This is a genomic window from Paracoccus sp. Arc7-R13 (assembly GCF_004010775.1).
GTDB classification, from domain to species: Bacteria; Pseudomonadota; Alphaproteobacteria; order Rhodobacterales; family Rhodobacteraceae; genus Paracoccus; species Paracoccus marcusii.
In genome coordinates this window covers 2,574,388-2,591,905 of record NZ_CP034810.1, presented here as the reverse complement: position 1 = coordinate 2,591,905, position 17,518 = coordinate 2,574,388, and the positions used below count along the sequence as shown (strand labels likewise).

Here is a 17,518-nt window from a genome sequence, read left to right as displayed (position 1 = left end):
ATATGACCCTGCTGGAATTTGTAATCCTGTTCGGCTTTGCCTTGGTGATCCTGGGCGTCGTGCTGGCCGCGATCCGGCTGGTGCGGGGGCCAAGCCTGGCTGACCGGATCGTGGCGCTTGACCTGATGACGGTGCAGCTGGTCTCGTTCGGCGGCCTGACGGCGCTGCTGTCGGGCAGCGCGGGCTTTCTGGACGTGGCCGTCGTGCTGGCACTGGTCGGCTTTCTGGCGACCGTGTGCCTGGCGCGCTATCTGGAGCGTCGCATCCTGCTCAAGGCGGAGGAACTGACATGATGCATGACATCATCGTGGCGATCTTGGTGCTGTCCGGCGGCATCTTCTGTTTCGCGGCGGGGATGGGGGTGCTGCGGCTGCCCGACCTGCTGACGCGGATGCATGCCTCGACCAAGGCGGGAACACTGGGTTCGGGCCTGATCCTGGTGGCCGTGGCCGTGCAGTTCGCCGAAGGAACGGTCATCGCGCGGGCGGTGGCGGCGATCCTGTTTTTGCTGATGACCGCGCCGGTCGCGGCCCATCTGATCGGCCGTGCGGCCTTTCGCACGGGCGTGCCGATGGTCGACCGGACCGTCTGCGAGGACGGCGTGGCCGACGCGCTGCGCGCCCGTCCGGGCGAGCAGGCGCCGGACTAGGACCTGTGCCCCGGCGGCGGGCGACGGGGCTTTTCAACGCGCTGCCGTGGGCGTAAAGCTGTCCAATTGGCGGACGAACCGCCCGATCTGAAAGAGCGCATGAGCCAGGACATCCCCACCATCACCCGCACCGAAGACCTCGCCCGTTTCTGCGAGGCCGCAAAGCTTGCCCCCTATGTGACCGTCGACACGGAGTTCCTGCGCGAGCGGACCTATTGGTCCAAGCTGTGCCTGATCCAGCTGGCGATCCCGCCGGCATCGACGGCCAAGACCGGCGGGGGCGACGCCGTCCTGGTCGATCCCCTGTCCGAGGAGCTGTCGCTGGAACCGCTTTATGACCTGTTCCGCCACGAGGCGACGGTCAAGGTGTTCCACGCCGCCCGCCAGGATCTGGAGATCTTCTATCACGACGCGCAACTGTTCCCTGTGCCGCTGTTCGACACCCAGGTCGCGGCCATGGTCTGCGGTTTTGGCGAACAGGTCGGCTACGAGACGCTGGTCCGCAAGATCGCCCGGGCCGACCTGGACAAGTCTTCGCGTTTTACCGACTGGTCGCGCCGTCCGCTGTCGGATGCGCAGGCCGCCTATGCGCTGGCCGACGTGACCCATCTGCGGGTGATCTATGAATACCTGTCGGCCGAGCTGAAGAAGACCGGCCGCGAGGCATGGCTGGCCGAGGAGATCGCGGTCCTGGAGGACCCCGAGACGTATATCACCCGCCCCGAAGAGGCCTGGCTCAAGGTGCGTACCCGCACCAACTCGCCCCGCTTCCTGGCGATCCTGCGCGAACTGGCGCGGTTCCGCGAAAGCTATGCCCAGGCGCGCGACATCCCCCGCAGCCGCGTCTACAAGGATGACGCGATGATCGAGCTGGCCTCGACCAAGCCGCTGACCGAGGCCGATTTGGGCAAGTCCCGCCTGCTGCTGCGCGAGGCGCGCAAGGGCGACATCGCCAACGGCATCCTGGCCGCGGTCAAGGCCGGGATCGAATCCAAGGACCTGCCGCAGCCCAAGGGCGAGGAGCCCGGCAAGCCCGGCAATGCCGCCCTGTCGGATCTGCTGCGCGTGCTGCTGAAGGCCAAGGCCGATGCGGCGGGCGTCGCGCCAAAGCTGATCGCGTCGTCGTCCGAACTGGACGCGCTGGCCACCGGCAGCCGCGACCTGCCGGCATTGCAGGGCTGGCGGGCCGAGGTCTTTGGCCGCGACGCTTTGCGTCTGGCCGCCGGGGAGATCGCGCTGTCGGCCAAGGGCGGCGCGGTCCGGGTCGTGCCGGTCGGATAGGCGATGCACCCGCCGGTCGCCCTGACGCGCCCCTGGCCCGAGGATGCCGACGACATTGCGGCAGCCCTGGCCGATTGGGACGTCGTGCGCTGGTTGACCACGCTGCCCTGGCCCTATGGCACGGCTGACGCGCGCGATTTCATCGCAGCCGCGGGGTTGGACGAACATGCGATCCGTCAGGACGGACGGCTGGTCGGCATGGTCCAGGCGGGCCGCGTCTTTGGCATCTGGATCGCACCGGACCGGCAGGGGCAGGGGATCGGCCGCCGCGCGGGCGTGCTGGCCCTTTCGCGCCTGTTCCTCTCCGGCGCGACCGAGGTGCATGCCCATTGCCTGATCGGCAACGACCGGTCAGCGCGCCTTCTGGCTTGGCTGGGGTTTCGGCCCTGTGGCCGGACAGTGCTTCGGTCGCGCCCGCTGCGGGCCGAGGTCCCGGCCGAGATGCTGCATCTGGACCGCGACACGTTCCAGCAGCGCCACGCGATTGCGTTGACGACGCCGCGCTTGCGCATCGATGCGGTGACCCCGGACGACCTGCCCGCGCTGCACCGCATCGTGACCAAGCCCGAGGTGGCACGGATGCTGCTGCGCTATGACCCCGCGATGACGCTGGACGATGTCCAGCCACTGCTGCTGCAGGGCGCGCTGCTTCCGCCGTTGCGGCTGGCGGTCCGATACAGGGGGCAGGTCGTCGGCATCGTGGGCCTGTCCGAAGGCCCACCGCCGCGCATGAACTATTTCCTGGACCCCGCCCATGCCGGACAGGGCCTGGGGCAGGAGATGGTCGCCGCGGTCTTTGCAGAACTGGTGGCGCGGTTCGACCCCCCCGAGGTTCTGGCAGCTGCCTTCGTCGACAATGATGCGTCACGCAAGATCCTGAAGAACCTTGGTTTCCGTCGGGGCGAGGACCTGGAGCTGCAGAGCCTGGGGCGTGCGTCGCCGGCGCCGGCCGCGCTGTATCGCTGGCGGCCGGCGCTGCTGGGCTAGGCGTCGGGCTGCCGGGGCTGGATGACCCGGAACAGGGCGCGCCGTTCCTCGGGGGTTTCGGCCTGGGGGAAACCGCGCAGGGGCTTTTCCGCTGCGGGTTTGTCCGGCACGGCCCCTCGCGGCTTGAAATCGGCGCGTCCTTCGGCAAAGCCGATGGCCGAGGGCGAGGGCTTGACCGTCGTGCCGCCTTCGATGATCGGCATGACCTCATCCGCCAGGATGTCGAAGCGGCGGGGCGCGATGCCGGTGTCGCCCTCCGCCACCAGGCAGCCCAGGGCGCGGGTGACGTCGCCCAGATCCGACCGAAGCGGCAGCAGCAGCATCTGGGCGTTCAGCTGCGGGCGGCCATAGTCGGGCTTGCCCTGCAGCGTCAGTCGCGCCATCTGGGGCGCCTTGAACACGCTTTCCAGCACGTCCGAGAACCGCCCCCGCGACGAGGTGTTCAGGAAGGCGCAGACGGGCATGCCGCGCACCTCCATGCCCATCAGGTCGATCAGGTGCCGTCCCGCCAGACGCAGGCGACCCGCGCCCGGCGCGATGCGTTCCAGGATGAACGCATAATCCAGCGTGCGCGCGATGCCCCGCGGATCGACATCCGACCGCGCCGGGATCGCCCGGCCCTTGCGGATGCCGTCCCAGTATTCGCGCATCTCGCGCAGAACGCGGTCCGGCGTGCAGGTCTCATAGTCCTGCAGGCGCACGATCCGTCCCATGGCGTCCTGGGGCGGCATTCCCGGCTTGGTGTCTGGTCCGTCTTCCCGGTCCGGCACGGTCAACCCTTTACTCTCTCCGGCCACGGCCGGTCACTGCTCACCCCTGACAATAGCGCGTTCCCCGCCCGCTCGCCGAGTCATTTAATGAACGAATGGTTAAGATGCCTTCCGGTTGCGGGTCTTGACCCCTGCGGCGCGACGGGGCATCCCCGGACGCATCGCGACCAACCGCCAGGGAACATGCCGCCATGATCGAACGCACCGGCCTGATGGTCATCCTGTCATCGCCCTCCGGGGCGGGGAAATCCACGCTGGCGCGGCGGTTGATGGACTGGGACGCGGGGCTGCGCTTCTCGGTCTCGGCCACCACGCGGGCGCCGCGGGCTGGAGAGATCGACGGAGAGCACTACCATTTCACCACCCGCGACGGCTTTCTGCGGATGGTCGCCGAGGGGCAGATGCTGGAACATGCCGAGGTCTTCGGAAACCTTTACGGCAGCCCGCGCGGGCCGGTCGAACAGGCGATGCTGGCCGGGCGCGACACGCTGTTCGACGTGGACTGGCAGGGCGGCCAGCAGATCCGGGCATCGGCCCTTGGGGCGCATGTCGTGTCGATCTTCGTGCTGCCGCCGTCGCTGCCCGAACTGGAACGCCGCCTGCGCGGCCGCGGCCAGGACAGCGACGCGGTCATTGCCGGGCGCATGCAGAAAAGCCGATCCGAGATCAGCCACTGGGCCGAATACGATTACGTCCTGGTCAACGACGACCTGGACCAGACCGAGGCGCGGATGCGTGCCATACTGACGGCGGAACGCCTGCGTCGCGACCGGCAGGCGGGGCTGGGGGCCTTTGTCCGCGACCTGATGTCCGAAGGTGTCGCATGATCTGGTCGCTGGACGGGATCACGCCGCAGATCGACCCGCAGGCTTGGGTCGCGCCGGACGCGCAGGTGATGGGGCGGATCGTGCTGGCGCCGGGGGCGTCGGTCTGGTTCGGGGCGGTGCTGCGCGGTGATACCGAGGTGATCGAGGTGGGGCAGGGCAGCAATGTCCAGGACCTGTGCGTGCTGCACACCGATCCGGGCCACCCGCTGGTGATCGGGGCCGATTGCACGATCGGGCACCGTGCGATCCTGCACGGGTGCCGGGTCGGCGACGGTGCACTGATCGGCATGGGGGCGACGGTGCTGAACGGCGCGATCATCGGCGCGGGTGCGCTGATCGGGGCAGGGGCGCTGATCCCCGAGGGCAAGGTGATCCCCGACGGCGCGCTGGTCATGGGCGCCCCGGGCCGCGTCGTTCGGATGCTGGACACCGATGCGCAGGCGGGGCTGCGGGCATCCGCGGCGCGGTACCGGGACAACGCGGCGCGGTTCCGGGCCGGGCTGTCGCCGGCGGGGGACTGACGCGATGGCGGCCGGGCCGCGCCGGGTCGAAGGGTTCCTGGACGGCATTCCGCTGCCCATGCTGGCCGTCGACCGCGAGGCGCGGGTGATCGCCGCCAATCCGCTGGCGCTGGCGCTGTTCGGTCCGGCCCTGGTCGGGCGACCGTTCGTGACCGTGCTGCGCCATCCTGCCATCGTGCAGGCCGTGGACTGGGTCCTGGACCCGGAGGGGGTGCCTGCGCCCACGCCCGATCAGACGCTGCCCACGGCACCGGACGGAGTCGCCACCCTGCGCGCGACCTGCGTCGCCGACGGCCGCGAGATCCTGGCCGAGGTGACGGTGGCGCCCCTGCCAAGCCCCCTGGGGCGTGGCGCGACGGTCGCCGTCCTGGACCGCAGCGTGGCCGAGGAGGCCGAGCAGATGCGCCGCGATTTCGTGGCCAATGTCAGCCACGAGCTGAAGACCCCGCTGACCGCCATGACCGGCTTCATCGAGACGCTGCGCGGTCCGGCGCGTGACGACGCCCGCGCCCGCGACCGGTTCCTGGACATCATGGAGCGTGAGGCCGCGCGCATGAACCGCCTGATCAGCGAGCTGCTGTCGCTGAGCCGGGTGCAGGCCGAGGAGCGGTCGCGCCCCTCGGGCCGGGTCGATCTGCCGGGGCTGCTGCGTGGAACGCTGGCCATGCTGGCGCCGCGCATCCAGACCGCCGGGGTAAGCGTCGCGACCGAGGGGCTGGACATCGACCTGCGCCTGCCCGGCGACGGCGACCAGCTGACCCAGGTGTTCCAGAACCTGATCGAGAACGCGGTGAAATACGGCGGATCGGGCGGCGTGCTGCGCGTCACGCTGTCGCGCATCGCGCACGAACCGCTGCTGCGCGGACCGGCCTGGGCCGTGGCCATCGAGGATCGCGGCGACGGCATCGAGGAGCAGCACCTGCCGCGCCTGACCGAGCGGTTCTATCGCGTGGACACCCACCGGTCGCGCGAACAGGGCGGTACCGGGCTGGGCCTGGCCATCGTCAAGCACATCGTGAACCGCCACCGTGGCCGGCTGCGGATCGAGAGCGTGGTGGGGCAGGGCAGCCGCTTTACCGTGATCCTGCCCGAAGGGCTGGCGCGCGGCTGACGGGTCGCAGCCTCTCGCCCTTGGCGGTGGCTTGGCCTATAAGCGGGCGAACGGATTTTTCAGGGGATGTCGTCATGTCGCAATCACCGCAGGTCGATCCCGCCAAGCTGGCCGCCGCCAAGGCGGCGGTCGCGCTGGTCGAGGACGGGATGAGGCTGGGCCTTGGTACCGGCTCGACCGCCAGCGTCATGGTGCGCGAACTGGCCGCCCGCGTGCAGGCGGAGGGTCTGTCCCTGCGCTGCGCCGCGACGTCGCGCGCCACGGCCGAGCTGGCCGAGAGCCTGGGCCTGCGCATCGAGAGCCTGGACGACATCGGCTGGCTGGACATGACCATCGACGGCGCGGATGAGGTCGATCCCGACCTGCACCTGATCAAGGGCGGCGGTGCGGCGCATCTGCGCGAGAAGATCGTGGCCGCCGCCAGCGACCGCATGGTGGTCATCGCCGATCCCGGCAAGGTGGTCGAGACGCTGGGCGCCTTTCCCCTGCCGGTCGAGGTGCTGGAATTCGGGTTCGAGACCACGCGCAAGCTGATCCGCCGCGCGCTGGAGGGGCTGGAGCTGGGCGATCACGACATCCTTCAACGCCTGAAGGGCAGCGACCCGGTCGTCACGGACGAGGGCAACCTGATCCTGGACCTGCACCTGGAGGTGATCCCCGATCCGTCCGCCCTGGCGCGGGCGCTGTCCTGCATTCCCGGCGTTGTCGAACACGGGCTGTTCCTGGGGATGTGCGATCTGGCCATCATCGGCCGCGAGGACGGCAGCGTGATCGAACTGGCGCGCAACGACATCGACGCCGACATGCTGGCGCAGGAAGGGGAATGACGTGACCTTCGACTATGACCTGTTTGTCATCGGCGGCGGCTCGGGCGGGGTGCGCGCGGCGCGGATCGCGGCGGGCGAGCACGGCGCCAAGGTCGGCCTGGCCGAGGAGAGCCGCATGGGCGGCACCTGCGTCATCCGCGGCTGCGTCCCGAAAAAGCTGATGATCTTTGCCTCTCAGGCCGGGCTGATGGCCGAGGAGATGCGCGGCTATGGCTGGTGCGACGCGCAGGCCGGGGCATTCGACTGGGAGGTGTTCCGCGAGAAGCTGGACGCCGAACTGTCGCGCCTGGAGGTGATCTATCGCGCCGGCCTGACCCGCGCGGGGGTCGAGATCCACGACCAACGTGCCACGCTGGACGGCCATCACCGGGTCCGGCTGGCCGACGGTACGACGAAGACGGCCCGCCACATCCTGATTGCGGCCGGCGGCCGTCCCGCGCCCATCGGCATTCCCGGAGAGGAGCTGGCGATGATCTCGGACGACCTGTTCCTGATGGACAGGCTGCCGGGGCGCATCCTGCTGGTCGGCGGCGGCTTCATCGCCTGCGAATTCGCGACGATCCTGGCGGGGCTGGGGGTGGACACGGTGCAGGCCTATCGCGGCGACGCGGTGCTGCGGGGTTTCGACCGCGAGGCGCGCGACCTGGCGACGCTGCAGCTGAGCGCGGTGGGCGTGGACCTGCGTCTGGGCCTGACGCCCGCGGCGCTGGAACGTGACGGCGACGGCATCCGTGTGCGGTTCGGCGACGGATCGGACGATCGTTTCGACGCGGTGCTGATGGCGACTGGGCGCGACCCCTATACCCGGGGCCTGGGCCTCGAGACGACCGAGGTCCGCACGAAACCCAACGGCGCGATCGAGGTCGACGAATGGTCGCAGACCTGCGTGCCGTCGATCTTTGCGGTGGGCGACGTGACCGACCGCGTCAACCTGACCCCGGTCGCGATCCGCGAGGGGCATGCGTTTGCCGACACGGTTTTCGGCGCACGGCCCCGGACGGTCGATCACGGGTTGGTCGCCAGCGCCGTCTATCTGCGCCCGCACGAGTTGGCCAGCATCGGCCTGACCGAGGAGGAGGCCAAGGCGCGCGGTCCGGTCGACGTCTTCGCGACGACCTTCCGGCCGATGCGGTCTATGTTCGCGGGCAGCGACGCCAAGGTGATGATGAAGCTGCTGGTCGATCCGGCGGACGACCGCGTGCTGGGCTGTCACATCTTCGGCCCCGAGGCCGGGGAGATGATCCAGCTTGCCGCCATCGCCATCACCATGGGCGCGACCAAGGCGCAGTTCGACGCGACCGTGGCCGTCCACCCGACCGCGGCCGAGGAGTTGGTGACGATGCGCCAGCCCACGCGCCGGCATCAGGGCGTGGCGGGCTGACAATCCCGTGGGCGCGGCCTTGGGTCGCGGCCATGGACGGGTGTCAGGGTTGACATTTCGGCCCCGCGCCCCAGTTTTCAACTAACGGAAATTTCTACGAAAGAAGGTCTATCGGATGGCAAATCAGGGCCCCTGGGGCGGAGGCGGCGGCGGCAACGGCGGCCGGGATGACGGGGATCGTGACAAGAAGCCTGCCGGCCGTCCCTGGGGTGAACAGCCGCCCCCCGGCGGGCCGCGCCGTCCGAACAACGACCCGCAGCGCCCCGAGATCGAGGACCTGATGAAGAAGGGCCAGGAACGCCTGCGCGTGCTGATGGGCGGTCGCGGCACCGGCGGCGGCACGGGCGGGGGTGGCGGCGGCGGTCGCAGCCCGATGGGTCCGGACTTTGGCCTGAACCGCTCGACCCTGGTCGTGGCGGGCCTGGCAGCGGTCGGCCTGTGGGCCTTTGCCAGCTTCTATCGTGTTCAGACCAACGAACAGTCGGTCGAGTTCCTCTTCGGCCGCGCCATCGCCGTGGGGACCGAGGGTCTGAACTTTGCCCCCTGGCCCGTCGTCACCGCCGAGGTCGTGCCCGTCACGAACGAACGCGTGACCGAGATCGGCACCGGCCAAGCCGGCCCGATGGACAGCGGCCTGATGCTGACCAGCGACCAGAACATCGTGAACATGGAATACCAGGTGGTCTGGAACATCCGCGATCCGCAGATGTACCTGTTCAACCTGGCCGACCCCGCAGACACGATCCGCGCCGTGTCCGAGGCCGCGATGCGCGACATCATCGCGCGCAGCGAACTGGCCCCGATCCTGAACCGCGATCGCGGCGTGATCGCCAGCGACCTGCGCGCCGCCGTGCAAAGCACGCTGGACAGCTATCAGTCGGGGATCAACGTGATCCGCGTCAACCTGGACCGGGCCGACCCGCCCGAGGAGGTCATCGACGCCTTCCGCGAGGTGCAGGCCGCCCAGCAGGAGCGTGACCGTCTGCAGAACGAGGCCGACGCCTATGCCAACCGCGAACTGGCCGCAGCCCGGGGTCAGGCGGCCCAGATCCTGGAACAGGCCGAAGCCTATCGCGCCGAGGCGGTCAACACCGCCGCGGGTGAGGCCGCGCGCTTCAACTCGATCTACGAGGAATACGTGAACGCGCCCGATGTGACCCGTCGCCGGATGTATCTGGAGACGATGGAGCAGGTTCTCGGCGGCGTGAACAAGATCATCATCGGCGAGGGCATCGGCGGTGGCGAGGGTGGCTCGGGCATCGTGCCCTATCTGCCGCTGGACCAGCTGCGCGGCACGGGGCAGGGCGGCGCCACGCCCCCGGCGCCGACCGCCGGCCAAGGCGCGGGCCAGACCACCGGCACGCAGGCGGGCACCCAGCCCGGCACCACAACGACCAGCGGAGGGACGAACTGATGGCTGCGCGCAAGAACCTGCTGACCGCCCTGGCCCTGCCGGCCGTGGTCGTCGTTGCCGTCCTGGCCGGATCGGCCCTGTTCATCGTGGACGAGCGGGAAAAGGCGCTGGTGCTGCGTCTTGGCCGGGTCGTCGACGTGCAGGAGACGCCGGGCCTGAACTTCAAGCTGCCCTTTATCGACAACGTGGTGAAGTACGACGGGCGCATCCTGGGTCTGCCGACCAGCCCGCTGGAGGTCACCCCGCTGGACGACCGCCGCCTGGTGGTCGACGCATTCGCCCGCTGGCGCATCACCGATCCAGTGCGGTTCCGCCAGGCGGTCGGCGTGCAGGGCATCCAGGCCGCCGAAATGCGCCTTGAGCCGATCGTGATCGACGCCATTCGCGGCGTTCTGGGTACGGTGCCCTCGACCTCGGTCCTGTCGGATGACCGGACCAGCCTGATGAACCAGATCCGCGACGAGGCGCGGTCGAATTCGGGCGGCCTGGGGATCGAGATCATCGACGTCCGCCTGACCCGCACCGACCTGCCCGAGCAGAACCTGAACGCGACCTATGCCCGGATGCGGGCCGAGCGTGCCCGCGAGGCCGCCGACGAGGTTGCACGCGGCAACGAGGCTGCGCAGCGCGTCCGCGCCGCCGCCGACCGGACCGTGGTCGAGCTGACCTCCGAGGCCGGCCGCCGCTCCGAGATCGTCCGAGGCGAGGCCGACGCGCAGCGCAACGCGATCTATGCGGACGCCTATGGCCGCGACCCCGAATTCTTTGCCTTCACGCGCTCGCTGACCTCGTATCAGCGCGCGCTTCAGGGCAGCAACAGCTCGCTGGTGATGCAGCCGGACAGCGAGTTCTTCAGCTATCTGTCCAGCGACGGGGCTGCGAACGCCAACCCCGCATCGACGCCGGTACCGCCGGGCAATTCGGCCGAGCGGCTGGGTCTGAACAGCCCTGCCGAAACGCCCGAAGGCGAGGAGCTGGTCGTTCCCGAGGTAGTCGACCGCGACGGCAACCGTCTGGGCGAATCTGCCGGGATCGAGCTGACCCCGGTGCCCGAGAATCTGGCCACGCCCCCGCAGGAGCCGTCCGAGATCCTGTCGCCGGACGCCCCGGTGGAGGGCGCTGCCCAGAGCGAGGATGCGCCAGCTGAGGAAGCCCCGGCCCCCGAGGCCCCGGCCGAGGATACGGCGGCGGAACCCGCGCCCGCCAACTGACGAACCCGAGGCGGGCGGAGGGAAACCTTCGCCCGTTTCTGCAACGAAAATCACGATCTGTTCACAAGTCGAGAGCGTGGTTTATTTGCCACGGCACCCTACATTGGCGTCATATCCAACAGGCAGTCCGGGCACCCGCCCCTGATCGCTGCCGTCGAGAGATGAGGACATCCCGCATGAAACCGCTTTTCCCTCGCCATATCCTGACCGCGTCGGCGCTGGCGCTGGCGGTGGGGCTTGGCCAAGCCGGCGCGCAGGCCGTCGACCCGGCCAATGACGACGTGCCCCCCGAGGTCAGCCAGCAGGCCCAGGAGGCCGCCGAGGCCAACCAGCCGCTGGGGGCGGATGCCGCGACCGCCGACACGTCCCAGGTCATGCCCGGCAGCTTTGCCGACCTGGCGCAGCAGGTCTCGCCCGCGGTGGTGAACATCACCACGACCTCGGTCGTGTCGCAGCCGACCGGCGGGCCGGCCTTCCCCGAAGGCAGCCCCTTTGCCGACCTGTTCCGCGAATTCGGCCTGCCCGGCGGCCCCGGTGCACCGGAAGGGATGCCGACGCCTCGCAGCCCGCAGCGGTCCAACGCGCTGGGGTCGGGCTTCGTCATCTCGGCCGACGGGTTCATCGTCACGAACAACCACGTCATCGAGGGCGCCGACCAGATCGAGATCGAGTTCTATTCCGGCGAGACGTTGCCCGCCGAGGTGGTGGGTACCGACCCGAACACGGACGTGGCCCTGCTGAAGGTCACCAGCGAGACGCCGATCCCCTTCGTCACTTTCGGCGACAGCGACAGCGCCCGCGTGGGCGACTGGGTCCTGGCGCTTGGCAACCCGCTGGGTCAGGGCTTTTCGGCCAGTTCGGGTATCGTGTCGGCCCGCAACCGCGAGCTGTCGGGGACCTATGACGACTATCTGCAGACCGACGCGGCGATCAACCGGGGCAACTCCGGCGGGCCGCTCTTCAACCTGAAGGGCGAAGTGATCGGCGTGAACACCGCGATCCTGTCGCCCAACGGCGGATCGATCGGCATCGGTTTCTCGATGGCGTCGAACGTCGTTTCGCAAGTCGTTGAACAGCTGAAGGAATTTGGCGAGACCCGTCGCGGCTGGCTGGGTGTCATGATCCAGGATGTGACCCCTGAAATGTCCGAGGCGATGGGTCTGAACGTGGCTGGCGGCGCGATGATCACCGACGTTCCCGAAGGCCCGGCGCGCGATGCAGGCCTACAGACGGGCGACGTCATCACCAGCTTTGCCGGCACCGAGGTCGAGGACACCCGCGGCCTGGTCCGCCGCGTGGCCGAGGCCCCGGCGGGAGAGACCGCGCAGGTCGTGGTGATGCGCGACGGCGACGAACTGACGCTGGACGTGACCCTGGGTCGCCGCGAGACGGCGCAGAACGGCGCGTCGGAATCGCCCGCGGCGGCAGAGCCGTCGGAGAGCGATGTCCTGGGCATGACCGTGACGGTGCTGACGCCCGAAATGGCGGCCGAGCTGGGTGCGCCGCGCGACGCGACCGGCCTGGCCATCACCGGCATCGACCCCGAGGGTGCGGCCGCAGAGAAGGGCCTGGCCCCCGGCGACATCATCACCGACGTCAACCAGCAGTCCGTCGCCAGCGTGGCCGACCTGAACGCCCGCATCGACGAGGCCCGCGAGGCCGGTCGCCGGTCGGTCCTGATGCTGATCCGCCGTGGCGGAGAGCCGCTGTTCGTGGCGCTGCCCCTGTCAGAGACCGCCCCTGCGGACGAGGACACGGCTCCGGTCGAATAAGCTGCGGCCCCTGGCAAAAGAGGGGCGGCCTTTCGGGGCTGCCCCTTTTCAATGGCCGTCCGATCCCGTAATTCCGGGTGACACAAGGGAACAAGCACTCATGGCGAAGATTACCTATATCGAACACAACGGCACCCGCCACCAGGTCGAGGTCCGCCCCGGCATGACCGTGATGGAGGGTGCGCGCGACAACGGCATTCCCGGCATCGACGCCGATTGCGGCGGCGCCTGCGCCTGTTCGACCTGCCATGTCTATGTGGCGCCGGAATGGACGGACAAGCTGCCGCCGGTGGACCCGATGGAGCAGGACATGCTGGACTTTGCCTACAAGCCCGACCCCGAGCGGTCGCGCCTGACCTGCCAGCTGAAGGTGACCGAGGCGCTGGACGGTCTTGTCGTGCAGATGCCCGAACGCCAGATCTGATCGTCCTTCACGGTGACGTGTCGATGGCCGCGCCCGCAAAGGCGCGGCCATCTGCGTATCAGGCCCTGGCGGCGGTTGTCCGGCACCGCGTTTCGTGGTGACCTGCCACGTCATGTCACGACCGTCACGGGGGAACGGATGCAGCATCGTCGCAGGATCGGGATCGCGGCCTTGGTCGCCGCAACCACGCTGGCCGCGCCCGCGATCGCGGGCACCATCCAGGTGACGGTGACCGGCATCCCCGATGACCGCGGCGTGCTGGCCTGCAGCCTGCATGCCGATCCCGCGGGGTTTCCCGACGGGGCGGGCGCGGTCCATGACGCGTCCCCGCCGCGCGGTGGCCAGGCTGTCTGCATGTTCGAGGGCGTGACGCCGGGGCGCTATGCGGTGGCGGTGCTGCATGATGCGAATGGCAACGGGCGGCTGGACACAAACGTGCTGGGAATGCCACAGGAACGCTGGGGCATTTCTGTCGGGCCTGCACCGCGCCTGCGCGCGCCGCGTTTTGACGAGGCCGCGTTCGACATGGGCACCGACCCGCTGCAATTGCGGATCGACCTGGATCCGTGAGTGCGACCCGTTGACCGACAAGGATTCTCACGCATGACATTCCGCTTTCTGCACGCATCGGACCTGCATTTGGGCAAGCCCTTCGGCGGCTATCCCGAGGGTATCCGCAACCGCCTGCGCGAGGCGCGTCATGCCGCCATCGGGCGCCTGGCCCAGGCTGCCCGGCAGGGCGGTGCACAGGTCGTGCTGCTGGCGGGCGACAGTTTCGACGCGGAAACCCCGGCCCCCGACACCCTGCGCCAGGCCCTTCGCGCGATGGCGGAGGAGGCAGACATCCGCTGGATCATGCTGCCCGGCAACCATGACAGCCTGGCGGCGACCGAGCTGTGGCGGCGCATCGCGACCGATGGCCCGGCGAACCTGAAACCCCTGCTGGATGACGGCCCGGTGACCTTGGCCGACGACGTCTGGCTGCTGCCCGCGCCTTGCACGCAGCGTCGCGCCGGGCGCGACCTGACGCAGGCGATGGACGCGGCCACGCCGCAAGGCGCGCGGCGGATCGGCCTGGGCCACGGCCCGGTGACGGATTTCGACGAGGGCGGCGGGCGAACGGGCATCATCCCGCCCGACCGTGCGGCGCGGTCGGGGTTGGATTATCTGGCACTTGGCGATTGGCACGGACAGCGCCAGATCGGCCCCGCAACCTGGTATTCGGGCGCGCCCGAGGCCGACAGCTTCAAGCATGACGGCCCGGCGGGTGCGCTGCTGGTCGGACTGGGCGCCCAAATGACGGTGCAGGCGGTGCCCGTGGGGCAGTTCCGCTGGACCCGCCCGCACCTGGACCTGCTGCCGGGCGCGGATGTGCGGGCGGCGCTGACGCGCGCCCTGCCGACGGAACGGGCACGCGATCATCTGGTCAGCGTGACGGCAGGCGGCAGGCTGGCCCTGTCGGACCGTGCGGCGCTGGACGCGGCCCTGCAGGCGGCTGCGCCCGATTACGGCTGGTTCGCCGTCGACTTGTCCGCCCTGCAGGTCGAGGCCCGGCCCGACGATCTGGACCTGATCGACCGCGCGGGCGCGCTGCGCCACGCCGCCGACGCCCTGCTGGCGGACACGACCGACCCGCAGCGGTCGCAGGCCGACCGCGACATCTCGGCCGCGGCGCTGTCGCGCCTGTACAGCTTTGCGCAGGAGGTGCAGGCATGAAGCTGCGCGCGATCGAGTTGACCAACCTTCGCCGCTTTGCCGGGCGCCGGGCGGTGCTGTCCGACCTGGGCGACGGCATCACGGTTCTGTCCGAACCGAACGAGTTCGGCAAATCCACCTTTTTCGATGCGCTGCACGCGCTGTTCTTTGAACGCCACCGCAGCAGCCGCGCGCCGGTCAAGGCGCTGCAGCCTCATGCCGGCGGCGCGCCGGAGGTGGCGGTCGAGATCGAATCGACCCAAGGGCGGTTCCGCATCCACAAGCGGTTCCTGTCGCGGGCGCAGGCGCGGATCACGGACGCGCAAGGCCGCCTGATCGCCCAGGAGGACGAGGCCGAGGCCTGGATCGACCGCCTGCTGGATGGGGGACTGGCCGGACCGTCGGGTCTGTTGTGGGTCCGCCAGGGCCTGCTGGGGCTGGAGCCGGAGGGCAACAGCGCCGCAGACCGGCAGGACCGCGATCGCAACCTTGGGACGCGGCGCGACCTGCTGTCTTCCGTTGCCGGAGAGATCGACATGATGACCGGGGGGCGGCGCATGGACGCGGTCCTGGACCGCGTCGGACAGGAGATGGCACGGCTGGCCACCGCCACCGGCCGCCCCAGGGCCGGGGGCGAATGGCAGCGCGCCATCGAGGAGGCCGAGCGACTGTCCCGTGCCGAAACCGAGGCCCGCGACAAGGCCGCGCGCCTGTCCGGCGACTTGGCACGCCGCTCCGAGGTGACGCGCATGCTGGCCCGCGTGACAGACCCGGAGGCCGCCCGCGCCCGCCAGGCTGCCCTGACGCAGGCCGAGGAGGCGCATCAGGCCGCCCGCAAGCATGCAGACCGGCTGGCGCAGGCGGAACGCGACCTGACGCTGGCCCGGATGGCCGAGACGACCGCGCGCCAGCAGATCGACCAGACCCGACAGCTGTCCGACCGCGTGACCCAGGCCCGCGAGACGCTGCGCCTGGCCGAAGCGCGCGCGGTGGCCGCCCGCGATCGCGCCGAGGCGCTGGCCCTGCGCGATGCGCAGGCGGCCGAGGCGCACCGCCAGGCTGGCGAGGTCGCGCGCGATCTGCGCGGACGCCTGTCGCGGGCACAGCAGGCGCGGCTGGCGCTTGCGGCACGGTCGCGGGTGGCCGATCTGACCCATCGGCTGGACCGGGCGCAGGCACTGCAGGCGCAGCTGCACGCTGATCGGGCACAGCGGGCGCGGCTGACCATCACGCCGAAGACGATGGCACGGCTGGATCAGGCACAGACGGTGCTGGACCGCCTGGACGCGCGGGCCGAGGCACAGACGGTGATCATCGAATTTCACGCGGACGGGCCTCTGGCGACGCTGGCGGACGGAACCTCTGTCGAGGGTGCATGGGCGGTGCCGGGGCGGACGCACGTCACGCTGCCGGGCTTCGGCGCGATCAGCGTCGATCCGGGATCGGGGCGGGGGGCGCAGCTGGCCGCCGATCTGGGGCAGGCGCAGCGGGACGTGGCAAGCGCGCTGCAGGATTGTGGGGCGGCCGATCTGGCTGATGCGCGTGACCGGCTGAACCGCGCGACGCGGCTGGACGATGCGCTGCGCCAGGGGGCGCAGGCGCTGGACGATCTGGCGCCGCAGGGCCTGGATGCCTTGCGCGAGGCCCTGGCCCTGGCCACGGCCGAGGCTGCCGATGCCCCTGCGGATGCAGAGGATGCCGCGGTGCTGGAACCCCTGCTGACCGCCGCCGATACCGCCGAGGCGCAGGCGCAGGCCCAGTCCCGCAGCGCCCGTGAGGCCGCGACCGCCGCCGGGGAAGCTCGCGCCGATGCCGAGGGAGAGCGCCGTTCCGCCGAACGCGCGCTGGCGGATGTCCTGGCCGAGGCTGGATCGCTGGACGATCTGGCGGCGCGTCTGGATGCGCTGGCCGCCACGCTGCCCGACCTGTCGGCCCGCAGCGCCGAGGCCGCCCGGCTGTGCGCCACCCTGTCGGATGCGGCCCCCGACCTGACCACCGCCCAGGCCGCGCTGTCGCGTGCCACCAGCGCCGCCGAACAGGCCCGGCGCGACGCGGAGACGATGGAGCGCGACCTTGCCGCGCTGAACACCCGCATCGCGCTGTTGGCCGAGGAGGGGATCGAGGAAACGCTGGACGAACTGTCCGGCCAGCGCGCCGAGGCCCAGGCCCGCGCCGACCGTTACGCCGCCGAGATGGCCGCCCTGACGCGCTTGCGCGACACGCTGGAGCAGGCGCGCACGCGCCAGCGCGATGCCTATTTCAAGCCGGTGGTGCGCGAGCTGCAGCCGCTGTTGTCGATCCTGCATCCCGGCGCGGCGCTGCAGATCGACGACCAGACCCTGCTGCCCCATGCGCTGACCCGTGACGGACAGGCCGAACCGCTGGACATCCTGTCGGGCGGCACGCGCGAACAGGTGGCGATCCTGACGCGGCTGGCCTTTGCGCGCCTGTTCGCGCAGGCCGGGCGGTCGGTCCCGGTGATCCTGGACGATGCGCTGGTCCACACCGATGACGACCGGATCGAGGCGATGTTCACCGCCCTGCACCGCGTCGCCACCGATCAGCAGGTGCTGGTCCTGACCTGCCGCCAGCGGGCGTTCCAGTCCCTGGGCGGCACCCGCGCACATGTCCGGATCGAGGACCTGTAA

General features: G+C 70.1%; 17 protein-coding genes. 16 read left to right on the top strand and 1 reads right to left on the bottom strand.

What is annotated here, in order from left to right; translation table 11 throughout:
- Window positions 1-2 precede the first annotated feature (2 nt).
- The 4 genes from EOJ32_RS12895 (at window position 3) to EOJ32_RS12880 (ending at window position 2,917) form a co-directional block, all read left to right on the top strand.
- Window positions 3-293, top strand: coding sequence for a monovalent cation/H+ antiporter complex subunit F (locus tag EOJ32_RS12895; RefSeq protein ID WP_052715060.1), 291 nt, complete (start codon window positions 3-5; stop codon window positions 291-293).
- Complete coding sequence (mnhG, locus tag EOJ32_RS12890) at window positions 290-649, top strand: monovalent cation/H(+) antiporter subunit G (RefSeq protein ID WP_052715061.1); 360 nt, start codon at window positions 290-292, stop codon at window positions 647-649. Before EOJ32_RS12895 ends, mnhG begins: the two co-directional genes overlap by 4 nt.
- Before the next feature lie 111 nt (window positions 650-760).
- Window positions 761-1,930, top strand: coding sequence for a ribonuclease D (gene rnd / locus EOJ32_RS12885; RefSeq protein ID WP_127899399.1), 1,170 nt, complete (start codon window positions 761-763; stop codon window positions 1,928-1,930).
- A gap of 3 nt (window positions 1,931-1,933) precedes the next feature.
- Window positions 1,934-2,917: a GNAT family N-acetyltransferase gene (locus EOJ32_RS12880; protein WP_127898838.1), complete on the top strand. Its 984-nt coding sequence runs from the start codon at window positions 1,934-1,936 to the stop codon at window positions 2,915-2,917.
- Here the strand turns inward: EOJ32_RS12880 and EOJ32_RS12875 are convergent.
- Window positions 2,914-3,687, bottom strand: coding sequence for a PAS domain-containing protein (locus EOJ32_RS12875; RefSeq protein WP_240542432.1), 774 nt, complete (start codon window positions 3,685-3,687; stop codon window positions 2,914-2,916). The two genes, EOJ32_RS12880 and EOJ32_RS12875, sit on opposite strands and share 4 nt — an antisense overlap.
- A 194-nt stretch (window positions 3,688-3,881) precedes the next feature.
- On the opposite strand from EOJ32_RS12875, the gene gmk reads away from it, so the two are divergent.
- From gmk to EOJ32_RS12815, 12 genes are all read left to right on the top strand, one after another.
- A complete protein-coding gene (gene gmk / locus EOJ32_RS12870) occupies window positions 3,882-4,514 on the top strand; it encodes a guanylate kinase (protein WP_164871474.1) in 633 nt (210 codons plus the stop codon).
- Complete coding sequence (locus EOJ32_RS12865; protein WP_127898836.1) at window positions 4,511-5,035, top strand: gamma carbonic anhydrase family protein; 525 nt, start codon at window positions 4,511-4,513, stop codon at window positions 5,033-5,035. The genes gmk and EOJ32_RS12865 overlap by 4 nt, the downstream gene beginning before the upstream one ends.
- A gap of 4 nt (window positions 5,036-5,039) precedes the next feature.
- On the top strand, window positions 5,040-6,146 hold the full coding sequence (locus EOJ32_RS12860; RefSeq protein ID WP_127898835.1) for an ATP-binding protein: 1,107 nt from the start codon (window positions 5,040-5,042) through the stop codon (window positions 6,144-6,146).
- Window positions 6,147-6,220: 74 nt separating this feature from the next.
- Window positions 6,221-6,973, top strand: a complete 753-nt coding sequence (rpiA, locus tag EOJ32_RS12855; protein WP_127898834.1) for a ribose-5-phosphate isomerase RpiA — start codon at window positions 6,221-6,223, stop codon at window positions 6,971-6,973.
- A gap of 1 nt (window position 6,974) precedes the next feature.
- A complete protein-coding gene (gene gorA / locus EOJ32_RS12850) occupies window positions 6,975-8,354 on the top strand; it encodes a glutathione-disulfide reductase (protein ID WP_127898833.1) in 1,380 nt (459 codons plus the stop codon).
- Window positions 8,355-8,469: 115 nt separating this feature from the next.
- On the top strand, window positions 8,470-9,768 hold the full coding sequence (hflK, locus tag EOJ32_RS12845) for an FtsH protease activity modulator HflK (RefSeq protein WP_127898832.1): 1,299 nt from the start codon (window positions 8,470-8,472) through the stop codon (window positions 9,766-9,768).
- Window positions 9,768-10,979, top strand: a complete 1,212-nt coding sequence (gene hflC / locus EOJ32_RS12840; RefSeq protein ID WP_127898831.1) for a protease modulator HflC — start codon at window positions 9,768-9,770, stop codon at window positions 10,977-10,979. The genes hflK and hflC overlap by 1 nt, the downstream gene beginning before the upstream one ends.
- 176 nt (window positions 10,980-11,155) lie before the next feature.
- Window positions 11,156-12,751, top strand: coding sequence for a DegQ family serine endoprotease (locus EOJ32_RS12835; protein WP_127898830.1), 1,596 nt, complete (start codon window positions 11,156-11,158; stop codon window positions 12,749-12,751).
- Between the two features lie 100 nt (window positions 12,752-12,851).
- Window positions 12,852-13,175 (top strand): 2Fe-2S iron-sulfur cluster-binding protein, encoded by a 324-nt coding sequence (locus tag EOJ32_RS12830; protein WP_045998869.1) that lies wholly within the window; start codon window positions 12,852-12,854, stop codon window positions 13,173-13,175.
- Between the two features lie 138 nt (window positions 13,176-13,313).
- A complete protein-coding gene (locus tag EOJ32_RS12825; protein ID WP_127898829.1) occupies window positions 13,314-13,745 on the top strand; it encodes a DUF2141 domain-containing protein in 432 nt (143 codons plus the stop codon).
- A 33-nt stretch (window positions 13,746-13,778) separates the two neighbouring features.
- Entirely contained in the window at window positions 13,779-14,891 is a 1,113-nt protein-coding gene (locus EOJ32_RS12820; RefSeq protein WP_127898828.1) for a DNA repair exonuclease, read from the top strand.
- Window positions 14,888-17,518 carry an ATP-binding protein gene (locus tag EOJ32_RS12815; RefSeq protein WP_127898827.1) on the top strand — a complete coding sequence of 877 codons (2,631 nt, stop codon included), beginning with the start codon at window positions 14,888-14,890 and terminating at the stop codon, window positions 17,516-17,518. The genes EOJ32_RS12820 and EOJ32_RS12815 overlap by 4 nt, the downstream gene beginning before the upstream one ends.